We start from the raw sequence: 20,159 nt of genomic DNA on the forward strand, positions 1-20,159 counted from the left end.
CTGTGTGGACCGGAGTCCATCAAGGTCTTGGAGGGTGGATCTGGAGGTGGGGACGGGATTCGAACCCGCGTGGACGGCTTTGCAGGCCGCTGCCTAGCCTCTCGGCCACCCCACCATCGAGGTTCACGTCTCCGTGAGTACCCGAACGGTGGGATACCCTCTGGTGAGTCACGGGCCTTCGAGAAGACCCACACTCGAGCGGATGACGAGATTCGAACTCGCGACCCTCACCTTGGCAAGGTGATGCGCTACCACTGCGCCACATCCGCACTTGTCGTTCCGCTGTCGCGGCGACGACGTAAACTCTATACGCACCGGGGCACTTCCACCAAAATCCTTCCCGTTCACCGGGCGTGTCCCCCGAGTTCATGCGGATCGGGGCGGTCCGGCGCCCCCTGCGGACAGCGCGCCACACCCGGGCCGCGCGATGTGTTCGATGCGTCGCCGGACTTCCGCTAGTATCGATCCGCACGAACAGTGCAGGGGGCGATTGGCGCAGTTGGTAGCGCGCTTCGTTCACACCGAAGAGGTCATCAGTTCGAGTCTGGTATCGCCCACACAGCAACACGAACACCACTGACAAGAGCCCGACGCAGCAGCGTCGGGCTCTTGTCATCTCATCAGGCCGCAGCACGCGGGCCAGACCACAAGCACGATCGGACGAAGGGGCGCATGACCGACGTCGACCTCGAGTTCGCCCGGGTCCGAGCGGTCCTCGACCGTCCGACCCTGCGGCTCATGTCCCGGCCGACCAGCGCCACGGTCCTCGCCGTGTTCCGCACGGTCTTCGACCGCGACGTGCAGTACGTCCCCGCCGACCGCATGCACCTGCAGGTCGAGGAGCACGTCGCGCGCCTGCAGGCAGCGGGTGCCCGCGTGCCCGCCAGCGACCAGGCGGTGCCGACGGCCGGTAAACAAGCCGACACCGAACAGTCCGACGGTGAGCAGGAGGCCCGCCCGAACGGCCGCGCCCTGTGCCGCGAGTGGGTCGGCGCCCAGTGGCTCGTCCGCTCGAACTCCCCCGACGGCGACGAGCAGTACTCCCTGACGAGCCACGCGCTCGAAGCGCTGAGCCTCGTCGACGCTCTGTCGGCCGACCGCGCCCTGATCAGCGAGAGCCGGCTGGCGATGATCGTCGACGCGGTGCACCGGTGGGCGGCCCGGGCCGAACCCGACCCCGACGTGCAGATCCGCCGGATCGACGCCCAGATCGCCGAGCTGCAGTCCGAGCGTGCACGCCTGGAGCACGGTGACGACGTCGTGGCGGTGGACGACGACCGGATGCGCGACGGGTACACCAACATCTCCGACCTGATCCGGCAGCTCCCGAGCGACTTCAAGCGCGTGGAAGAGGCGGTCGCGACGATGCACCGCTCGATCGTCGAGGACTTCCGGCAAGAGGTCCGCCCCATCGGCGAGATCCTCGACGACTACCTGGCGCGCACCGACAACCTGATGGAAGCGACGCCCGAGGGCCGTGCCTTCGAGGGCGCCTTCGAACTGCTGCGCGACGACGCACTGCTCCTGCGGCTCCGCGATGACATCGCGACGATCCTGGCGCACCCGTTCGCGCAGGGCCTCGGCGCCGGCGAGCGTCGAGCCTTCCGCAACACCGTGACGATCCTGCGCCAGGGCATCGAGGACGTGCTCGCCCAGCGCCGTCAGCTCACCGCCACGCTCCGCGACCAGATCGTCGCCCACGACGTGGTGCGCGACCGCGAGCTCGACGCCGTGCTCCGCTCGATCAACCGCGGCCTCGCCACCCTGATGGACCAGGGCGGCGCGCGTGACCGGATCCCGCTGCCGCTCCTGCCGGCTGCCGCCGAGGTCGGCACGCTGCGCGAGCGCTTCTACGATCCGGACGCCGAGTCCGTACCGCCGCCCATCGAGGAGCCCGACGACGACGTCTTCGAGGACCTCGACGTCGAGATGCTCCGCAAGCACGGCGGGCCGCTGCTGACCGAGCTGCGCGCGGCACTGCGCTTCGCCGAGGCCGACTCCAGCGTCGACGCGTTCCACGGGCTGCCACCCGAGCAGCGCCGGCCGGTCGAGCTGTTCGGCCTCGCGCACCTGCTGACGGGGCACGAGGACTTCGAGTCGGCCGCCCACGTCGCCGAGCACCGGACGGTGCGTCCCGACGGCACCGCGATCACCTTCCAGATGCCCACCGCTGCGCTCGACGACGAGCGCACTCCGGTCGGCGACGCACACGACGAGAACGCACAGGAGGCACGGTGAGCGACACGACGCCGGCACCGGTCGACGACACGGTCCCCTACGATGACCCCGCATCCGTGATGCAGGACGACGAGCGTGACGAGTCCAGCTTCGCCCTCTTCGAGGGCGACGAGGGCCGGCTCGACGAGCACCAGCGGCGCGCCCTGGTGGCGCTGCTCCGGCACTCGTACGTCAGCTCCCGCACGCACCCCGACGAGTGGCGTGCCGTGCTCGACGCCGAGTACCAGCTGCGGTCGCGCCTGAACGACCTGTTCCTCGAGCTGCACGTCGACCGTGACCGCGAGGTCGCCTGGAAGCGCCAGGCCCGGTCGGAGAGCCAGCGCCGTACGTTCCCGACCCTGCTCCGCGACCTGCCGTACACCCGCGAGGAGACGATCGTCCTCGTCTACCTGCGGATGCGTCTGCGCGCCGACGCCCGACCGGGCCCGGACCAGGTCGTCGTCGACCGCTCCGAGATCCTCGGGCACGTGGCGGGCTTCCGTCCGGCGACCGCGACGGACCGCACCCGCGACGAGGGCCGGGTCGCGAAGGCGATCGAGCGCCTCGTGACGGCGCGCATCCTGATCCGCACGTCAGACCCGGACCGCTTCCGGGTGGCGAGCGTCGTCGAGGTGCTGCTCCCCCTGGAGCGCTTGCTCGAACTGGACGCCTGGTTGCGGACCACCACCGCACAGGACGAGGCGACCGCCCCGGGCGGCGAGCCGACCGACGGGGACGACCCGGGCCTCCCGGCAGACGGCGAAGCCGAGACCGACACCGACGACGAAGGCGAGACGGAAGCGTGACCGACACGTTCGAGATCCCGGCGCTCTTCGACACGGTCGCGCAGTGGCGCGCCGAGTCGATGCAGGTCGTCAACTGGGGTGGGTTCCACGGCCACCGGCAGGTCGAACTGTCCGGCACGGCGACGCTCATCTCCGGTGCCTCGGGCACCGGCAAGTCCACGCTGATGGACGCCTACCTGGCCGTGATGATGCCGTCCGACGTGCCGTTCAACGGCGCCTCAAACGACGCCACCACCGGCCGCGCCCGCAGCGCTGACCAGCGCAACCTGCTCACGTACCTGCGCGGCAAGGTCGACACCCGGCGCGACCCGGCGACCGGCAGCCTGCGCGACGTGAACCTGCGCGGCGACGACCAGACCACGTGGGGCGCGGCGGCGGTCACGTTCCGGAACGACGACGAGCGACGCTTCACGGTGCTGCGCGCGTACATCGTGCCGAAGCGTGCCCGCGGGGTCGGTGACATCCAGATGACCATGGCGACGGTCGACGACACCTTCGACCTGCGCCGGCTCGAGGAGTTCGTGCCGTCGCGGTTCCACCACCTCGAGCTGACCGGCCGCGTGCCGGGGCTCGTCATCCGCGACACCTACCAGGAGCTCGCGTACACGCTGCAGACGCGGCTCGGCATCGGTGACTCCGGTGGCGGCAACCGGGCGATGCGCCTGCTCGCGCGGATCCAGGCCGGCCAGCACCTGCCGACGGTCGACGCGCTGTACAAGTCGCTCGTGCTCGAGACCCCCGGCACGTACGAGGCGGCCGACCGGGCGCTCGCGCACTTCTCCGCCCTCGACGAGGCGTACGAGGCGATGGACACCGAGGAGCGCAAGGTCCGCATCCTCTCCCCCATCACCGACCTGCACGACGAGATCTCGCGCGCGACCGAGGCCGCAGCGGCCCTGGACGGCATCGCCACCGGTGCCGAGGTGTCGCCGTTCGCGCACTGGACGGCCTCGCGGAAGCGTGACCTGCTCGACGCCGAGGTGTCGCGCAACGCCCGCGAGCGCACGGCATCGCGCGCCGAGGTGGCCGCGGCTGAAGCCCGGCACGCCGCCGTCGAGATCGAGCTGCGCGACGCCGAGGCCCGACTCCGCGACCAGGGCGGCAACGCGCTCGCCCAGCTCGAGGACCGCATCGAGCGGCTCACCCGGGAGCGCGACGGGGTCGTCCGGACCCGGGCGACGTTCGACGAACGGACCGCCGTGCTGGGCACGTCCGTCGCGACCGAGGCCGACTTCACTGCCGCGCAGCGCAGCTCGCACGAGTTCCTCGGGTCGTACGCCGACGCCCGCACCGCGCTCGATGAGCGGCGCGACGCCCTGACCCGCGAGGAGTACCCGCTCCTCGACCGCGAACGGTCCCTGCGGCAGGAGCGCCAGTCGCTCGAGCACCGGCAAGGCGCCATGCCGCTGCCGATGCACGAGGCCCGGCTCGCGATGGCGCGTGCCGCCGGCATCGACCCGGCCGAGCTGCCCTTCGTGGCGGAACTGCTCGACGTGCTGCCCGGCGAGGAGCGCTGGCGCACGGCCATCGAGTCCGTCCTGGCGCCCGTCGCCCGCACGCTGCTCGTCGACCAGGACCGCCTCGGCGACTTCAGTGAGGCGATCGACGCACTGCGCCTGCCCGTTCGCGTGCAGTTCGAGGGTGTGCCGACCGGCCCGCACCTGGACCTCGACGGCGACCCGGCCATGGTCTCCGGCAAGCTCGCGATCAAGCCGTCGCCGTTCAGCACGTGGGTGCGCGAGCGGATCGAGTCGGACCGCACCGATGCCCGCTGTGTCACCTCGGCATCGGACCTGGGCGGTGGTGGCCGCCGGGTCACCGAGTCCGGGCAGCTGCGCGACGGCCGTCGTGGCGCGCACGGTGACCGCCGGCAGTCGAACGTCATCGGGTTCACGAACGAGGCCCGCGTCGCCGCGGTCGAGCAGGAGCTCGCCTCGATCGCGCAGGACCTCGCGACGCTCGAGGCACGCCGCACCGACGTCGCACAGGACCTCACCGCGCTCGACGTGCTCCGCGCCGCCCACCAGCACGTGGTCGACGCCACGTGGGCCGCGATCGACGTCGACGGGTTGGGCGCCTCCCTCGCCCGGCTCGACGAGGAACGGCAGGCACTGCTCGCCGCCGACGACGGTCTCCGGACGCTCCGGGCCTCGGTCGCCCGGCTGCGCAAGTCGCTGGACGAGGCGGCCGACCGTCGCTCCGCCGCACGGCTTTCCGTGCAGCGGCTCGAGGAGCGCCACGCGGTGCTCGTCGACGGCCAGGATGCCGCAGCCGAGATCCTGGAGCGCTTCGAGTCCTCGCCCGGTTCGCTGCCGGACGACCAGCAGGCCCGCCTGCTCGAGGAGACCTTCGAGGAGATCGGTGCACCGGACGGCGTCGACGGGTTCGACGACGCCACCCGACGGCTGAAGCGCCGGCTCGAGGAGCGGCTCTCCCAGGCCCTCGACGGCGCTGCGGCAGCCTCGACCTCGTTGACGCTGACGTTCCAGCGGTACCAGGATGCCTGGCCCGACCCGAACCTCGGCACCGGCGTCGCGTCGTACCCCGATTACCACGCGATCCTCGACCAGATCGTGGCGACCGGCCTGCACGCCCGTCGGAGCGAGTGGCGTCGACGCCTGTCGCAGTGGAGCGGCGAGGACCTCGTCCCGCTCGCCGGCGCCTTCGACCGCGCCGTCGTCGAGATCGAGGAGCGCCTCGAGCCGGTCAACGAGATCCTGCGGGAGCTGCCGTTCGGCGCGAACCGGGACCGCCTGAAGATCCAGATCCGCCGGGTCACCCGCGAGGACGTCACCGCGTTCCGCCGCGAGCTCCGCGCCCTGTCCGCCTCGGTCGACACCGAGCTGACCGACGACGTGCTCGAGACCCGGTTCCGACGGCTCCGGCGCTTCATGGCCGTCATCCGGCCCGACCCGGACGCCGCCCGTGGCCGCACCACCCAGCGCGACGCGGTGCTCGACGTCCGGCGGCACATGGAGATCACGGCAGTCCGGTACGACACCGACGGCAACGACCTCGGCGTGTACTCGTCGCTCGGTGACAAGTCCGGTGGTGAGACGCAGGAGCTCGTGGCGTTCATCGTCGGCGCCGCGCTGCGCTACCAGCTCGGTGACGAGACCCGTCCCCGGCCCCGGTTCGCGCCGGTGTTCCTCGACGAGGCGTTCATCAAGGCGGACTCGGAGTTCGCCGGCCGTGCCGTCACCGCGTGGCTCCGGCTCGGGTTCCAGCTCGTCGTGAGTGCGCCGCTCGACAAGGTCACGGCGCTCGAACCGTCGATGGAGCGGCTCCTGTCGATGCGCAAGCACCCCGAGACGGGCCACTCCTCCGTCACCGAGATCGCCCGGGTGGAGCCGGCAGCCGTCTGACGCGGGCGGGGGTGGTCGCGGGGTGGTCGCGGGGTGGCCGCGGGGTGGTCGCAACACCCCGCTCAGGTTGGCCGAGTGGTCACGAACCGTCGCCTGGCGGCGCCGCAGCCGACACTTCGTGACCGGCCGACGAGATGCCGGCGGGGTGTCCTGGGGGTGACCGCCGACCGACGGGAGGCGCTGGGCGGGCCCGCCACGCGCCTCCCGGCCGCCGTCCCGCCGGTCGCAACACCCCGCTCACCTTCGCGCGCTGGTCACGAAGTGACGCCTGGCGGCGCCGCCGCCGACAGTTGGTGACCAATCGCCGCGATGCCGACGGGGTGTCCTGACCACCCGGCGGGGTGTCCTGGGGTCACGATGACGGTCTGGAGGCGCGGCGCGGGCCCGCCACGCACCTCCCGGCCGCTGGTGCGCAGGTCAAAACACCCCGCTCACCTTCGCGCGCTGGTCACGAAGTGACGCCTCGCGGTGCCGCTGTCGACACTTCGTGACCACCCGACGCGATGCCGACGGGGTGTCCTGACCACCCGGCGGGGCGGTGTCGGTGACCGCCGACCGAGGGGAGGCGCGGCGCGGGCCCGCCACGCACCTCCCGGCCGCTGGTGGGCAGGTCACAACACCCCGCTCACCTTCGCGCGCTGGTCACAAACCGTCGGATGGAGGCCGCGTCGCCGACGGTCTGCGACCGCTCGGCGCTCGCACGGCGGGGTGTCCTGACCACCCGGCAGCGGGGCCGTCAGCGTGTCGGCAGGCGCCGCACAGACGTTCCTTGACCGCCCGACGCTACGGTGATGGCGTGTTCGGACGCCACCGCTCCCCCAGTCCCCGCCCCGACGACGCTGCCGGTCTCGGCATCGGTGCCCTCGTGCTGGTCGTCGACACCGATCGGGGTGGCGAGCAGTGGGCCGACGAGCCGATCGGGGTGATCGTGGCTCCCGGTGGGAGCCAGATCGGCGGGACACAGCGCACGTGGACTGTCGCGTTCGAGGAGCCCGTGTACACGAAGGACGGCCGCGGCCCCTTCGAGCGCGCGACCGTCCTGAGTCGTCAGCTGGTGCCGGTCACGACCGACAGCGACGAGTAGTCCGGGTCAGGGACTCAGTACTCTTCGGAGCCGCTCTTCATCATGGCCGCGACGGCCATGCAGCACCCGACGCCGCCGAGGACGCCGACGCCGATGATGATCCCTGCGATGAGTTCGAGCATGGGTGGTGACTCCTTGGTTGCTTCGGCGTGTGGCTCCGCTCAGGTTACCGGATGCCGCGCATGAGCCGCAGCACCGGCTTGGCCAGGATCAGCAGGACCACGCCCACCGCGACGGCGACCAGGCCGAGGATCGTGAAGTACGGGGCCTCGTTCGACGGGTCGTAGTACCGGGACAGCACCCCGGTGACGGCGGTGCCGAGCGACACCGACAGGAAGAACAGCGCGACCATCTGGGTCTGGAACTTCGGCGGCGCGAGCTTCGTGGCGACGGACTGACCGACGGGCGAGAGCAGCAGTTCGGCGAGGGTGAACACCAGCAGGATGCCGACGAGTGCGAGCAGCGGCGTGCCGTTCTCGCCCGAGCCGACGAACGGCAGGAACAGCAGGAACGCGAGCCCCATGATCCCGGTGCCGAGCGCGAACTTCGTCGGGGTGGACGGCTGGCGGTCGCCGAGCTTGGTCCACAGGGCCGCGAAGACGCCGGACAGCACGATGATGAAGATCGGGTTGATCGACTGCACCCACGACACCGGCATCTCCCAGCCGAACAGGGAGCGGTCGAGCCGCTGGTCGGAGTAGACCGTCACGACGGTGAACTGCTGCTGGTACAGCGACCAGAACACGGCGCTGCCGATGAACAGCGGGATGAAGGCGAAGACGCGCGACCGCTCGTCGCGGGTGATGCCGCTCGACAGGATGACGACGAAGTACCCGATGGTGGCCAGCACGACGACGACCACGACGACGGTGGGCAGGTTGCCGACGGTCAGCAGGCCGGTCAGCACGGCGATGACGATGACGACGAGTGCGACGATGACGCCCGCACCGATCAGGGGCAGCCGGCGACGGTCGACGGGGTTGGCGACGTGCCGGACCACCTCGGGCAGCTTCCTCCGCCGGATCGCGTACTGCACCAGGCCGGCGGCCATGCCGACCGCGGCCAGGCCGAAGCCCCAGTGGAAGCCGAGCGAGCTCTGCAGCAGCCCGGTGAGCAGCGGCCCGAAGAACGCGCCGAGGTTCACGCCGAGGTAGTAGAGCGAGAAGCCGGCGTCGCGTCGGGGGTCCTCGCGGCTGTACAGACCGCCGACGATCGTGGTGGCGGTGGCCTTGAGTCCGCCGGAGCCGAGCGCGATCAGGACGAGGCCGACCCCGACCCCGGCCACCCCGGGGATGAGCGCGAGGGCGATGTGCCCGAGCATCACGACGATCGCGCTGCCGAACAGCGTGCGGTCCGCGCCGATCAGCCGGTCGGCGATCCACGCCCCGATGATCGTGAACAGGTAGACCGCGCCTCCGTAGGCACCCATGATGCCGGTGGCGATGCCCTTGTCGATCCCCAGACCGCCCTGCGTCAGGGAGTAGTACATGTAGATGAGGACGATGCCCTGCATCCCGTAGAACGAGAACCGCTCCCAGAGCTCCACCGCGAACGGTGTCGACAGTTCGAACGGTTGCCCGAAGAAGGTGCGTCCGGGACGGGCTTCGCGGTCCGCGGGGGTGGTACGTGACATGGCGGCAAGTCTGCCCCCGGGCGGCCGGGCGCGCCCAATCGTCGAACACCCCTCATTTCTTTGGAGGGTTCCCACGACGCCGTGACGGCACCGACGACACCGGGTTGTGCGGCGTGCACGGCGTTCCCGCCACTGTCGGCAGGGGTGTCTAGCGTGGACGGTGCAACACGGACACCGCAGTTCAGGAGGACTCCGACCATGGTCGACACCGCACCCGCCCAGCGCACCACCCCCGCCAGCGGCAGCGACACCGCGCCGGACGTCGACGCGAAGAACGCCGCGCAGCACGCCGCGCCGAACGCCGACGCCGCCGGCGACCCGGCAGCGGGCACCCCGACCGCCGGCACCGACACCGATGTCCACATCGACGTCGAACTGGTGCAGGAGCTCCTGCTCGGACGCTGGGCCGAGGACCGCCGGATCTCCCGCCGCCTGGCGCTCGACCCCGCGATGCAGAAGATCGAGGGCCAGCCGATCCCCGAGCACCGGGCACGCGTGCTCGAGCAGCTCCGCACCCTGGTCGACGCCGGTGCCATCCAGCGCCCCTACCCCGCCGAGTTCGGCGGCCAGGACAACCACGGCGGCAACATCGCGGCATTCGAGGAACTCGTCGTCGCCGACCCGTCGATGCAGATCAAGGCCGGGGTGCAGTGGGGACTGTTCGGCTCCGCCGTGCACCACCTGGGCACCGAGGCGAACCACCGTGAGTTCCTGCCGGGCATCGTCTCGTTCGAGGTCCCCGGCTGCTTCGCGATGACCGAGACCGGCCACGGCTCGGACGTCCAGAGCATCGCGACGACGGCCACGTACGACCCCGCGACCCAGGAGTTCGAGATCCACACGCCGTTCCGTGGCGCGTGGAAGGACTACATCGGCAACGCGGCCTTGCACGGTCACGCCGCCGTCGTGTTCGCGAAGCTCGTGACCGCGGGTGTCGACCACGGCGTGCACGCGTTCTACGTGCCGCTCCGCGACGTCGAGGGGGCGTTCCTGCCCGGTGTGAGCGGTGAGGACGACGGGCCGAAGGGCGGCCTGAACGGCATCGACAACGGCCGGCTCGCGTTCGACCACGTCCGGGTCCCCCGCACGAACCTGCTGAACCGCTACGGCGACGTCGCCGCGGACGGCACCTACTCGTCACCGATCGCCTCGCCCGGCCGCCGGTTCTTCACGATGCTCGGCACCCTGGTGCAGGGACGGGTGTCGCTCGACGGCGCCGCGGTCGTCGCGCAGAAGATCGCGCTGCAGATCGCCCTGACCTACGCGATGCAGCGCCGCCAGTTCCCGACCGGCGACGGCACCGAGGGCGTCCTGCTCGACTACGGCCGACACCAGCGTCGTCTGATCCCGCGCCTGGCGACGGTGTTCGCGCAGTCGTTCGCGCACGAGAAGCTCCTGCGCACCTTCGACGACGTCTTCAGCGGGCGGAAGGACACCCCGGAACGACGCGAGGACCTGGAGACCCAGGCGGCCGCGTTCAAGTCGATGTCGACCTGGTCGGCGCTCGACACCCTGCAGGAAGCTCGTGAGGCCTGCGGCGGTGCCGGGTTCCTCGCCGAGAACCGTCTGACCGGGCTCCGCGCCGACCTCGACGTTTACGTGACGTTCGAGGGCGACAACACCGTGCTGCTGCAGCTCGTCGGCAAGCGCCTGCTCACCGAGTTCCGCGCGAAGGCCCCGAAGGATCCCGCGTCCACCGCGAAGTTCGTGGCGGCCGTCGCCGCGTCGAAGCTCGCCGACGCGTCGGGCATCCGTCGGCTCGGCCAGACCGTGGCCGACCGCGGCTCGCTGGCCGCGAGCGTCGCCGACCTGCAGGACCCCCGGACGCAGCGGGAACTGCTCGCCGGTCGGGTCGACACCATGGTCGCCGAGATCGGGATGCGCCTGGCGTCGGCCGGCAAGGACCGCGCCCGCGCGGCCAGACTGCTCAACCGCTCGCAGCACGAGCTCATCGAGGCGTCCAAGGCCCACGCCGAACTCATGCAGTGGGACGCCTTCACCGAGGCGCTCGACGAGGTGACCGAGGGCGACACCCGCCGCGTGCTCGTCTGGCTGCGGGACCTGTTCGCGCTCGGCCTGCTCGAGCAGCACCTGGACTGGTACCTGCTGCACGGCCGGCTGTCGGCGCAGCGTGCCCGTGCGGTGTCGGCGTACGTCGACCGGCTCGTCGCCCGGGTGCGTCCGATCGTGCCGCAACTGCTCGAGACCTTCGGCTACGAGCCGGGCCACGTCCGTGCGCCGATCGCGCTCGGCGCCGAGCAGGCCCGACAGGACGAGGCTCGTGCCTGGTTCGCCGCCGAGGCCGCCGCCGGCCGCCTGCCGGAGCAGGAGAAGAAGCCCCGTCCGTGACGGACGCGCAGCCGCGCCCGTATCGGAGGAGCGGCCGCGCCCGTGACGGGCGTGGCTGCTCCGGACGACTAGGAGTCGGTCGGCGCGGAGTCGGACGGCGCGGACGAGGCCGGGCCGTCCGCGGCAGCCCCGCCACGTGCCCCGAGCGCCGCGCGCAGCTGCGCCTCGGCGTCGTCGCCGGCGGCAGCGGCCTCGGCGTTCGCCTCGGCGACCGCACGCACGACCTCTTCCCGCTGGATCTTCACGCCGCGCGGGGCGTCGATGCCGATCCGGACGCCGTCGCCCCGGGAGTCGAGCACCGTGATGACGATGTCGTCGCCGACGAGGATCCGCTCGCCGACCTTCCGCGTGAGTACCAGCACCCGTTCAGCCTAGCGACACGACGGGGAGCCCCAGCAGGTCCGCCGACCCGGGCGTGGCGGTCTCCCCCGCACCGATCGCGACCACCCCGACCACAGGCAGCCGCGACGCCACCGCGGACACCATCGCGGCCGAGTCCTCGGGCTTCCGCCCGACGTCGACCACGACCCACACCTGGTCGGCCTGCAGCCCGTCGCTCGTCGCGAGGTCGTCCCACGCGGCGACCGCGAGCACGGCGTGCCGGTCACGGACGCCGTCCGCCCGGGCCAAGATGGCTGCCCGGCGGTCGGCGGCGTCCGTCGGCCGGAGCGCGTGCCGCACCGCGAAGAGTCCGGCGGCCGCGTCGACGTCGTTCGGCCGCCCGACCAGGAGCACCAGGTCGCCGTCCGCGGACCGCACCGCCGGTGCGGTGGGCCGGGCCACCGGTGCCGGCGAGGGCGTGTCGAGGACGCGGGACGGGCCTCCCGACCGGGTCTCGGTGACCGCGTCGACGGCGGCCTGGAGGCGCGGGTCGACCCCCGCGGGCACGTCCGGCTCGGACGGGGCGCGCGTCGGGCGCGGGGCGCTCGTCGTGATGCCGTCCGCCTGGAACCCGTCGAGCACCGACGCGAACGCGTCGGCCCGCGTCGCCCTGGTGCCGTCGGTGCCGGCGATGCGTGCCTCGGCCGCCTCGGCGTCGGCGAGCAGCGCGGCGATGCCGACGCGCTGCTCGGGCGAGTCGGCGATGACCACCCGAGCGGTGGGCTGGTCCCCCGGTTCCGGCACCTCGACGGTGGCCTCGACGTGCGCCTTGCGGAACAGCCCGCCGAAGCCCGGCGAGGTCACCCGTTCGGCCGCGACGATCCGTGCACCCGCGCCGAACTCGGTCCGGACCGCGTCGCGGAGGGACTCGAGCGTGGCGCCGCTACGCTGCAATCGGGTCGGCGGCACGGACCACTCCCACGGTCTCGATGGTGGAGCCCGCGGCGGTGGCCTCCTGGTACGACAGCACCGGGAGCCCGTTCGACTGGGCGGCGACCATGCGGTGCACGGCCGGGCGGAGCTGCGGGGCGCAGACCAGGACGGCGGAGAGCCCCTGGTCCTCCACCGAGCGCACGGCGTCGCGGACGGAGCCCAGGACCTGCTCGATGCGGTGGGCGTCGAGGACGATCTGGCTGCCCTGCTCGGACGGCCGGAGCCCCTCGAGCATCGACTGCTCGAGCATCGGGTCGATCATGATGACGCGCAGCGTGCCGGCGTCGGTGTGGCGGGCGGCGAGGGCCGGTCCGAGGGCGGCGCGGGCGGACTCGACGAGCCCCTCGGGGTCGGTCGACACCTTGGCGCGGAGCGTGAGGGCTTCGCAGATCCGGCCGAGGTCGTTGATCGGCACGCGCTCGGCGAGCAGGCCCTGCAGCACCCGCTGCAGTTCGGCCATCGAGAGCATGCCGGGGACGAGTTCCTCGACGGCCGCGGGGTTGACCTGCTTGACGCCCTCGGTCAGGACCTTGACGTCCTCGCGGGTGAGCAGGCGTGCGGCGTTGTCGCCGATGACGGCCTGCAGGTGGGTGACGAGCACGGAGACACGGTCGATCACGGTCGCGCCGGTCATCTCGGCGGCGTGCCGGAGTTCGGCGGGCACCCACTTGCCGGTCAGGCCGAACACCGGCTCGACGGTCGATGTGCCGGGCAGGCCGTCCAGGTGGTCGCCGAGCGCCAGGACGCTGCGGGCGGGGGCGGTGCCCCGACCAGCCTCGACACCGGCGATGCGGATGGCGTAGGTCGACGGCGGCAGGTCGATCGAGTCGCGGGTCCGGACCGGCGGGACGACGATGCCCATGTCGATCGCGATCTTGCGGCGGAGTGCCCGCACGCGGCCGAGCAGGTCGTCGGACGCGCCGGACACCATGTCGACCAGGTCGGGGGCGAGCAGGATCTCGAGGGCGTGGACGCGCATCTGCTCGAGCAGGTCCTCGGGGGTGTCACCGGTCGGTGCCGCCGCCTCGAGCGCCTGCTGCTGGGCGGCGTCGGCCTCGGCGCGGGCGGCGTTCCGGCCGATGCGCCAGCCCGTGAACAGCAGGGTGGCGCCGACGAGCAGGAAGGGCAGGATCGGCATGCCCGGGATGAAGCCCATCGCGATCGCGGCGACGCCGGCGATCATCAGGGCGTTCCGCGACTGCGACAGCTGGGTCGCGGCCGAGGACCCCATCTCGGACTCGGCACCGGACCGGGTGACGATCATGCCCGTCGAGACCGCCATGAGCAGCGCCGGGATCTGCGTGACCAGGCCGTCGCCGATCGTCAGGATGCCGTACTTCGACAGGGCGTCGGTGGCGGACAGTCCGTTCTGCAGCATGCCGATCGCGATGCCGCCGACCAGGTTGATGATGATGATGAGGATGCCGGCGATCGCGTCGCCCTTGACGAACTTCGACGCACCGTCCATCGCGCCGTAGAAGTCGGCCTCGGCGGAGACGGCGGCGCGGCGCTCCTTGGCTTCCTGGTCGGTGATCAGCCCGGCGTTGAGGTCGGCGTCGATCGCCATCTGCTTGCCCGGCATCGCGTCGAGGGTGAACCGCGCCCCGACCTCGGCGACGCGTTCCGCGCCCTTCGTCACGACGACGAACTGGATGACGATGAGGATCAGGAAGATGACCGCGCCGATGATGATCGACCCGGAGACGGCGACGTGGCCGAACGCCTGGATGACGTCGCCGGCGAAGCCCTCGCCGAGCACCAGCCGGGTCGACGCGACGTTGAGGCCGAGCCGGAACAGCGTCGCGACGAGCAGCAGCGACGGGAACACCGAGAAGTCGAGCGGCTTCTTCACGAACAGCGTCGTGAGCAGGATCACCAGCGCCAGCAGGATGTTGATGATGATCATGAAGTCGAGCAGGAACGACGGCACCGGCAGGATCAGCAGCAGGATGATGCCGACGATGAACACCGGGACGACGAGCTTCGGCAGGTCCTTGCGGTTCATGCGGGGAGTCCTTCGGTCTGGTTCTCTGCGATGCGCGGTGGGCGGAGCTTGCGGGGGCGGAGGTCACCGGTCAGGGTGGCCGGGTCGATGACGCTCGCGACCTCGTCCGGAGTGGTCGGCCGCGGTGGAGCGTGCGTGCCGGCGGCAGTACCGCGGGCCTTGAGCGCCATCACGAAGGACAGGACGCGGGCCACCGGGGTGTACAGGTCGACGGGGATCTCGTGTCCGAGCTCGCAGGCGGCGTGCAGCGCTCGGGTGAGCGGGACGTCGCGGACGATCGGCACCCGCTCTTCCTCGGCACGCGCACGGATGACGTCGGCGACCGGGCCGGCGCCCTTCGCGACCACCCGGGGCGCGGACTTCCCCGGCTCGTACTTGATCGCGACGGCGTAGTGGGTCGGGTTCGTCATCACGACGTCCGCGGTGCCGATGGCCTGGATCATCCGGTTGCGGCTCATCGCGAGCTGACGGGACCGGCGCTGCGACTTCACCAGGGGGTCGCCGTCGCTCCGCTTGTTCTCGTCCTTGACCTCGCGCTTGGTCATCATCGTGCGCTTCCGGTTGCGGCGGATGACGACGAACACGTCGAGTGCCGCGAGGACGAGCCCGGCGACGATCGCAGCGCGCAGCAGCGTGCCCGAACCGGCTGCGGCGGCCTCGAGCACGGCCGACAGCGGCAGCGAGCCGCTCGACATCAGGACCGGCATGAGTCCCTGCACCGCGAACCAGAGGACGAGCCCGACGACGGCGGTCTTCAGCAGCGCCTTCGCGCCGTTCCAGAGCGCCTGCGTACCGAACACGCGCTTCAGTCCGGCCACGGGATCGAAGTGGTCGGGCTGCGGTGTCATCTTCCGGAAGTGCACCCCGCCCTGGGTGACGGCGGCGGCCAGCACGGCGACCGCGACCACGGCGAGCATCGGGCCGAGGGTCGCACCCATCGAACCGAGGGCGTCCGCGAGCAGTGCCCGCACGGCACCGATCTCCGGGTCCTCGATGACCCGCTGCACGGCGAGCAGCTGGTCCTGCCCGGCGGCGGCGGCGTTGCCGATCGCGGCGGGGATCATGAGCGCCGCGACGGCGATGCCGATCCACGCGCCGAGGTCCTGCGAACGGCCGACCTGGCCCTTCTCGTGGACCTCGCGCATCCGCTGTTGGGTCGCCTGTTCGGAGCGTTCTCCGCTGTCGGACACGTCGTCACCCCCGTCCGGTGATCGCCTCGACGGCGTCGCCGGTCAGCGACGACACCACCGACGGCAGGGCCATGAAGAGCGCGCCGGCGAACAGGACGGTCAGCCCGATCTTGATCGGGAACCCCATCTGGAACGCGTTGAGGGCCGGTGCGACGCGGGTGAGCAGCCCGAGGCCGACGTCCGCCAGGAACAGCACGACGACGAGCGGCCCGGCGATCTGCAGGGTGGCGAGGAACATCTGGGACATCGCCGCGACGAGCATCGAGGCGAGCCCGTCGACCGCGAACGTGCCGGTGAGCGGCACGGCGTCGAACGACCGCACCAGCCCACCGACGATGAGCTGGTAGCCGCCCGAGGTGAAGAGCAGTGCGAGTGCGGTCATCTGGAACAGGCGGGTGAACTGGGCGCCGTTGACCTGCGACTGCGGGTCGAACGCCTGCGCGAGCGTGAACCCGCCGAACAGGTCGATGAGCGCACCCGCCGACTGCACGGCGGCGAACACCAGGAACACCAGGAACCCGAGGGACAGCCCGACCACGAGCTGGGTGAGCAGGGCGAGCAGGAACGGCCCCGTGTCGAGCGATTCGTAGCCGACGGCGACGCGCGGCGCGACGCCGATGGCGAGCCCCAGGCCGAGGATCACCTTCACGGTGCCCGGGAACGCCCGGTACGAGAACGGCGGCGCGATGACGAAGAACGCGACGAGCCGGACGCCGGCGAGCATGGTCGCCTCCAGACGGTCGGCGTCGATGGCGAGCTCCATCAACCGGCCCCGAGCAGCTTCGGGATCATGTCGAAGGCGACGTGCGTGAAGGCGATCATCTCCGAGATCATCCAGTTGCCGCAGACCACCAGGGCGATCGCGACGGCGACGGCCTTCGGCACGAACGACAGGGTGACCTCCTGGATCTGCGTCACCGACTGGAACAGCGAGATCGCGAAGCCGACGACGAGCGAGGTGACGAGGACCGGGGCGGCGAGCTTGCCGGACACCAGGAGCGCCTGGAGCACGAGGTCGATGACGGCCTGCTGGTTCATGCGTGCCCCCTAGACAACGTGGTAGCTCTCGATGAGCGACGTGATGATGAGGCCCCAACCGTCGACCAGCACGAAGAGCAGGATCTTGAACGGCAGCGAGATCATGACCGGCGGGAGCATCATCATGCCCATCGACATCAGGGCCGCGGAGACGACGAGGTCGATCACCAGGAACGGGATGAAGATGACGAACCCGATGATGAACGCGCTGCGCAGCTCCGAGATGATGAACGCCGGGATCACCGTCGTCATCGGCACGTCCGCCATCGACTTCGGGTTGTCGAGCCCGGCGGCGCGGGTGATCAGGGCGACGTCCTCGTCGCGGGTCTGGTGGAGCATGAAGGTCCGCAGCGGCTTCGTGCCGATCTCGACGGCCTGGTTGAAGTCGAGGTGGCCGGCCAGGTAGGGCTGCAGGGCGTCGTCGTTGATGTGCCCGAGCACCGGTGCCATCACGAACAACGACAGGAACAGTGCCAGTCCGGCGATGACCTGGTTCGGCGGGATCGACTGCAGCCCGAGCGCGTTCCGGGTCATCGCGAGCACGACGAAGATCTTGGTGAACGACGTCATCATGAGCATCAACGCGGGCGCGACGCTCAGCAGCGTGATGCCGATGAGGGTCACCACGGCGGACGACGGCGTGCCGTCCGGGCCGTTCACGCTGACGCTGAAGTCACCGGTCGCGGGGGCGGTCGGGGTCGCCGGGGCGGTGGGTTCGACGACGCCGGCGGCGTGCGCACCGGTGGTCGTGAACATCAAGAACCCGGCGACGACCGCCAGGCCGAGCAGGACGAGGGCGACGAGTCGACCCGACCGTGCCAGCCGGTGCTGCCCTGCCGCCGTCACCCGGCCCGCCGGTTCCGCAGCGCGGCCGCGGCCTGGCGCCAGGTGTCGACCGACAGGATCGAGCCCTGCAGCTGCTGCGCGCTCGGCACGGCACGCTGCGGACGACGGTTGCGCGGGCGCATCGGCAACGGCGCGACGGCGCCGGCCACCGCGGGCGCGTCGGTCGCGTCGACAGCGGCTGCCGGGAGGCCGGCCCCACCAGCCGGTTCCGGATCGACGCGCCCGCGGCGCTCCGGCCGTGCCTGGAGGGACGTGGTGGCGTCCGACTGCAGCGCGAGTTCCTGACCGAACACGTCGGCCGACGGTGCGGGGCGCACCGGCAGCGCGACCGGTCCGGTCACGATCGTGAGTTCCGGCGCGGGTGCCTGCCCGCTGGTGAGCAGGGCGACCCCGTGCTCGGAGACGCCGAGCACGAGCCGCTCCCCTTCGACGTCGACCACGACGACGCTCGCCTTGCCGCCGATGCCCTGCCGGCCGACGACCTCGACGGTCGCGGCACGACGGCCCGACGGCTTGCCCGAGAAGCGCTTGCGGCTCGCGCGGTGCAGCACCCACATCAGGGCGAGCACGACGCCGAGCGAGAGCGCGACGCGGAGGGTGACGACGAGGGTGTCCACGTGCGGGTCAGACCGTTTCGGCGACGTCGAGGATGCGGGTGATCCGGACCGCGTAGTCCTGGTCGACGACGACGACCTCGCCGTGCGCGATGAGGCGGCCGTTCAGCAGGACGTCGGCGGGGGCACCGGCACTGCGGTCGAGCTCGACGACGGCGCCGGGCTCCATGCCGAGCACGTCACGGACCGACATCCGGGTGCGGCCGATCTCGACCGTCAGGGTCATCTCGACGTTGTTGATCCGGCCGAGGTTGCCCGCGGGCAGGTTCGCCACGACGGGCGCCGACACCGTGCCGTTCTCGCGGATCCGGATGCCGAACCACCCGGCGGGCAGCCCACCGGCGGTGAGTTCGAACACGACCGTGTCCGGGTCGGCCAGCAGCGACGCCGCCGACTCGCGGCCCGCCTCGCCGAGCACCCCGACCCCGAGGACCCCGGCCGCGGCCTCGAGCGACGGACGCAACACGTCCGTGACGGCCACGATGCCGTGGTCGGTGCCGCCGGCGGCCGTGATCGCCTCGAGGTCGGTGAGCACGAGTGCCAGATCGGCCGACAGGCCGCCGACGAACGACGCGACCACGGCGTCGGTCGCCGCGTCGAGCACGACCGGTGTCGCGCCTCCAGGCAGGAGCACCGCGGTCAAGGGGGCGGCCGTCGGGAGCTGCGCCGCGAGCGACTCGGCCGCTGCGGTGTGGAGGGTGGTCGTTTCGGTCATCAGTGCTGCTCCGTGCTCGTGGTGGTGACGACGATGCCGGCGAGGCGCGAGCCGTTCGCGCCGACCGCGGCGGTGCCGACGGGTTCGCCGTCGACCGCGATGGTGAGGGGCCGGTGCTGCGGGTGCGGCAGCGGCAGGACGTCGCCGACGGCGAGCCGCAAGACCTGCGTCGGCAGGACCGCGGCCGGGGCGAAGCGCAGGCTGACGCCGACCGGCACGCTCTCGAGCTGCGCGTCGAGCAGGGCGCGGGCGTCGGCGGGCGAGACGTGCGCGGCGGCCTCGCCGAGCTGCGGCAGGACGGCCTCGGCCGGCAGGGCCAGCGTGCCCGGAGCGATGCGGTCGCCGACCCGGATCGAGAACGAGGCGACGATCATCAGGTCGCCCTTCTGGGCGGCCTGGGCGAACTGGCTGTTGAACTGGAACCCGCCGACCGTGACGTCCTGCGCGAGCAGCCCGCCGAACGAGTACCGCAGGTCGTCGAGGGCGTCCTCGACGATCTTGCGCACCAGGGCCTGCTCGATGGGCGTGAAGGTGCGGTCCGGGGTCGGCAGCGGCTTCGAGGCGCCCAGCGCGTGCGACACCCACGTCAGGGCGGCGTCGAGCGGGAGCTGCAGCACGCCCTTCGAGGTGAGCTCGGTGATCGGCAGCAGCACCATGCTGGTGAGCGCGGGCAGCGACGCGGCGTACTCGTCGTACGTCGTCATCTGCACCTGCTCGCAGGTGACCTGGCTGACCGCGCGGACCTTCGCCGTCAGCTGCGTGCCCCACTGCCGCGCGAAGGTCTCGAAGGCGAGCTCGAGCACCCGGGCGTGCTCACGGGCCAGCGTCGACGGGCGCGCGAAGTCGTACACCTCGGGCGCTGGCAGGGTCTCGGTCACGGCTGCGTCTATCGGTCACCTGTGGGGCACCCGTCAGTGCTGTACCCCGTAGTGGGGCGGTGGGGGCAGCGCTGGTGCGCTCCGCGCGGTGTGTGTCTCAGTCCT

At 71.6% G+C, this 20,159-nt stretch carries 16 protein-coding genes and 3 tRNA genes; 6 read left to right on the top strand and 13 right to left on the bottom strand.

The annotated features are described in order from the left end of the window. Positions 1-41: 41 nt before the first annotated feature. Together BIU95_RS05265 and BIU95_RS05270 are read right to left on the bottom strand one after the other, a co-directional pair. Positions 42-115, bottom strand: a tRNA-Cys gene (locus BIU95_RS05265). A gap of 82 nt (positions 116-197) precedes the next feature. Next, positions 198-269: transfer RNA gene (locus tag BIU95_RS05270), tRNA-Gly, on the bottom strand. A 215-nt stretch (positions 270-484) separates the two neighbouring features. Between BIU95_RS05270 and BIU95_RS05275 the strand changes: the two genes are divergently transcribed. From BIU95_RS05275 to BIU95_RS05295, 5 genes are all read left to right on the top strand, one after another. Continuing rightward, positions 485-557, top strand: a tRNA-Val gene (locus BIU95_RS05275). A gap of 115 nt (positions 558-672) precedes the next feature. Further along, positions 673-2,238, top strand: a complete 1,566-nt coding sequence (locus BIU95_RS05280) for a DUF3375 family protein (RefSeq protein WP_071250789.1) — start codon at positions 673-675, stop codon at positions 2,236-2,238. Continuing rightward, positions 2,235-3,023: a DUF4194 domain-containing protein gene (locus tag BIU95_RS05285; RefSeq protein WP_017887423.1), complete on the top strand. Its 789-nt coding sequence runs from the start codon at positions 2,235-2,237 to the stop codon at positions 3,021-3,023. Before BIU95_RS05280 ends, BIU95_RS05285 begins: the two co-directional genes overlap by 4 nt. Then, the gene (locus BIU95_RS05290; protein WP_071250791.1) at positions 3,020-6,388 is read left to right on the top strand and encodes an ATP-binding protein; all 3,369 of its coding nucleotides are present in this window, start codon (positions 3,020-3,022) and stop codon (positions 6,386-6,388) included. Before BIU95_RS05285 ends, BIU95_RS05290 begins: the two co-directional genes overlap by 4 nt. A 796-nt stretch (positions 6,389-7,184) precedes the next feature. Beyond that, positions 7,185-7,472, top strand: coding sequence for a hypothetical protein (locus BIU95_RS05295; RefSeq protein ID WP_139179667.1), 288 nt, complete (start codon positions 7,185-7,187; stop codon positions 7,470-7,472). 166 nt (positions 7,473-7,638) lie between these two features. Here BIU95_RS05295 and BIU95_RS05300 read toward each other — a convergent pair whose 3' ends face one another. Beyond that, positions 7,639-9,105 (bottom strand): peptide MFS transporter, encoded by a 1,467-nt coding sequence (locus tag BIU95_RS05300; RefSeq protein ID WP_071250793.1) that lies wholly within the window; start codon positions 9,103-9,105, stop codon positions 7,639-7,641. 198 nt (positions 9,106-9,303) lie between these two features. Here BIU95_RS05300 and BIU95_RS05305 point away from each other — a divergent pair, with 198 nt between their 5' ends. Next, on the top strand, positions 9,304-11,454 hold the full coding sequence (locus BIU95_RS05305) for an acyl-CoA dehydrogenase (protein WP_071250795.1): 2,151 nt from the start codon (positions 9,304-9,306) through the stop codon (positions 11,452-11,454). A 68-nt stretch (positions 11,455-11,522) separates the two neighbouring features. Here BIU95_RS05305 and csrA read toward each other — a convergent pair whose 3' ends face one another. Genes csrA through BIU95_RS05355 form a run of 10 tightly spaced genes read right to left on the bottom strand, consistent with a single transcriptional unit; the run spans position 11,523 to position 20,054 of the window. Next, complete coding sequence (csrA, locus tag BIU95_RS05310) at positions 11,523-11,816, bottom strand: carbon storage regulator CsrA (RefSeq protein WP_056068561.1); 294 nt, start codon at positions 11,814-11,816, stop codon at positions 11,523-11,525. A gap of 4 nt (positions 11,817-11,820) precedes the next feature. Next, positions 11,821-12,744 (bottom strand): hypothetical protein, encoded by a 924-nt coding sequence (locus BIU95_RS05315; protein WP_056068559.1) that lies wholly within the window; start codon positions 12,742-12,744, stop codon positions 11,821-11,823. Continuing rightward, on the bottom strand, positions 12,719-14,773 hold the full coding sequence (locus BIU95_RS05320) for a flagellar biosynthesis protein FlhA (RefSeq protein WP_071250797.1): 2,055 nt from the start codon (positions 14,771-14,773) through the stop codon (positions 12,719-12,721). Before BIU95_RS05320 ends, BIU95_RS05315 begins: the two co-directional genes overlap by 26 nt. Further along, the gene (locus BIU95_RS05325; protein ID WP_017887431.1) at positions 14,770-15,963 is read right to left on the bottom strand and encodes a flagellar biosynthesis protein FlhB; all 1,194 of its coding nucleotides are present in this window, start codon (positions 15,961-15,963) and stop codon (positions 14,770-14,772) included. Before BIU95_RS05325 ends, BIU95_RS05320 begins: the two co-directional genes overlap by 4 nt. Before the next feature lie 4 nt (positions 15,964-15,967). Beyond that, positions 15,968-16,726 (bottom strand): flagellar biosynthetic protein FliR, encoded by a 759-nt coding sequence (locus BIU95_RS05330; protein ID WP_017887432.1) that lies wholly within the window; start codon positions 16,724-16,726, stop codon positions 15,968-15,970. Further along, entirely contained in the window at positions 16,726-17,001 is a 276-nt protein-coding gene (locus tag BIU95_RS05335) for a flagellar biosynthetic protein FliQ (protein ID WP_017887433.1), read from the bottom strand. Before BIU95_RS05335 ends, BIU95_RS05330 begins: the two co-directional genes overlap by 1 nt. 9 nt (positions 17,002-17,010) lie before the next feature. Next, positions 17,011-17,847 (bottom strand): flagellar type III secretion system pore protein FliP, encoded by an 837-nt coding sequence (gene fliP, locus BIU95_RS05340; protein ID WP_071250798.1) that lies wholly within the window; start codon positions 17,845-17,847, stop codon positions 17,011-17,013. Then, complete coding sequence (locus BIU95_RS05345; RefSeq protein ID WP_071250800.1) at positions 17,844-18,464, bottom strand: flagellar biosynthetic protein FliO; 621 nt, start codon at positions 18,462-18,464, stop codon at positions 17,844-17,846. The genes fliP and BIU95_RS05345 overlap by 4 nt, the downstream gene beginning before the upstream one ends. A 7-nt stretch (positions 18,465-18,471) precedes the next feature. Next, positions 18,472-19,176, bottom strand: a complete 705-nt coding sequence (gene fliN / locus BIU95_RS05350) for a flagellar motor switch protein FliN (RefSeq protein WP_017887436.1) — start codon at positions 19,174-19,176, stop codon at positions 18,472-18,474. Next, entirely contained in the window at positions 19,176-20,054 is an 879-nt protein-coding gene (locus BIU95_RS05355; protein ID WP_071250802.1) for a flagellar motor switch protein FliM, read from the bottom strand. Before BIU95_RS05355 ends, fliN begins: the two co-directional genes overlap by 1 nt. Positions 20,055-20,159 lie beyond the last annotated feature (105 nt).

Source organism: Curtobacterium sp. MCBA15_007, assembly GCF_001864905.1.
GTDB classification, from domain to species: domain Bacteria; phylum Actinomycetota; class Actinomycetes; order Actinomycetales; family Microbacteriaceae; genus Curtobacterium; species Curtobacterium poinsettiae.

Coding starts and splice junctions, on each gene's coding strand:
- BIU95_RS05280 (WP_071250789.1), top strand. CDS start 673: ATGACCGACGTCGACCTCGAGTTCGCCCGGGTCCGAGCGGTCCTCGAC.
- BIU95_RS05300 (WP_071250793.1), bottom strand. CDS start 9,105: ATGTCACGTACCACCCCCGCGGACCGCGAAGCCCGTCCCGGACGCACC.
- BIU95_RS05305 (WP_071250795.1), top strand. CDS start 9,304: ATGGTCGACACCGCACCCGCCCAGCGCACCACCCCCGCCAGCGGCAGC.
- BIU95_RS05320 (WP_071250797.1), bottom strand. CDS start 14,773: ATGAACCGCAAGGACCTGCCGAAGCTCGTCGTCCCGGTGTTCATCGTC.
- BIU95_RS05330 (WP_017887432.1), bottom strand. CDS start 16,726: ATGGAGCTCGCCATCGACGCCGACCGTCTGGAGGCGACCATGCTCGCC.
- BIU95_RS05335 (WP_017887433.1), bottom strand. CDS start 17,001: ATGAACCAGCAGGCCGTCATCGACCTCGTGCTCCAGGCGCTCCTGGTG.
- fliN (WP_017887436.1), bottom strand. CDS start 19,176: ATGACCGAAACGACCACCCTCCACACCGCAGCGGCCGAGTCGCTCGCG.